At 54.4% G+C, this 1,207-nt stretch carries 2 protein-coding genes; both read left to right on the forward strand.

Translation table 11 applies throughout. The features are described from left to right. Positions 1 to 213: hypothetical protein (locus FGE21_RS20155; protein ID WP_176695508.1), on the forward strand; the 213-nt coding region annotated here is incomplete at its 5' end. A gap of 215 nt (positions 214 to 428) precedes the next feature. Then, positions 429 to 1,145 (forward strand): hypothetical protein, encoded by a 717-nt coding sequence (locus tag FGE21_RS19820; protein WP_176695509.1) that lies wholly within the window; start codon positions 429 to 431, stop codon positions 1,143 to 1,145. The last annotated feature ends 62 nt before the right edge of the window (positions 1,146 to 1,207 follow it).

The raw sequence follows: 1,207 nt of genomic DNA on the forward strand, positions 1-1,207 counted from the left end.
AATGGCGACCCATGGCTCACTGGGCCGCTGCTCTGGCAGCACACCATCGTTTATGTGCGTGACCTCACTTACCAGACCTACGGGGACAGCCTCATCGGACTTGCTTCGCTGGCCTGCCTTAGCTTCATGCTCGTTTTCTTCGTAGCGCGCATGTCGATTGGTACGGCCCTCGTTAAGGGCGGCGCTGCATTTATCGCCCGTTTCATGATCTGAAACTTCCATCCCAAAGGAGCTACGCAATGGCAAAGTATGAACCTGTCGGCACCGTCTGGAAGAAAAAGAAGGAAAGCCCGCTCCCGAGCATTATCGCTGCTGCGATCATTCTGTTCATCATCATCGCGGTCATCGGCTGAGCCGACCGCACCTAACTTTAACTTTCCGCCGGGCTGCAGCAATGCCGTCCGGCTTTTTTTGTCCGGAGACATGAAATGCATCCATTCGATAACGAGACCAACCGCTTCGGATCAGCCACCTGGGCAAGCAATGCAGATCTAAGAAGCGCCGGTATGTTAGCGGGACGCGGCCTGCAAATCGGATATGCACATGGCACCGCCCTCACACTCGATACCGACGCGCCTTTCCTGACCATTGCCGGAGCGGGAGCCGGAAAGATGCGTGATCTACTGGCGCTTGCCGTTGCCCAGAACGCAAGGAACCGAAATTTTATCCTCGATCCGCGTGGAGAAATCGCGTCGGTCACTATGCTCAATTTCACGCTAGCCGGAAGTTTTGCCTATTGTTGGAACCCGACACGAATGGCCAATTTGCCTGCCCACACGATGCAGCCGCTAGACCTTCTTCAGCGCAAGAGCCCGCAATTTCATGCTGACTGTAAGTTCATTGCTCAAAGCCTCATTCCGACGAGCGAGTCTAGCAACGGGCGTTATTTTGAACTCCGCGCACGTGATTGGTCCGAAAACATCCTAAAGATGCTTGTCGAACGTGATGGCAGCGTTTCCTTTCCGTCCTTCTATGTGTCATCAACGCCATCGAGTCCGACACCGCCTATTGGTCAGATTGTCTGGAATTCATGCTGCGCTCGTCAATGGACAGCGTCCGACGCACTGCGGGCGAGATGCTGGCAAAGCAGCAAGATAGCGAGCGTGAGTTCGGAAGCATCGTGGGTGAACTCTACGCCTATCTAAGTTTCCTCGATGATCCGATGCTTCAGGCAGCACTGGAATGTGAAGTGGTCCCAGAAAACTGG

Origin of the sequence: Phaeobacter sp. B1627, assembly GCF_006265095.1 — a bacterium.
Classification (GTDB): Bacteria; Pseudomonadota; Alphaproteobacteria; order Rhodobacterales; family Rhodobacteraceae; genus Epibacterium.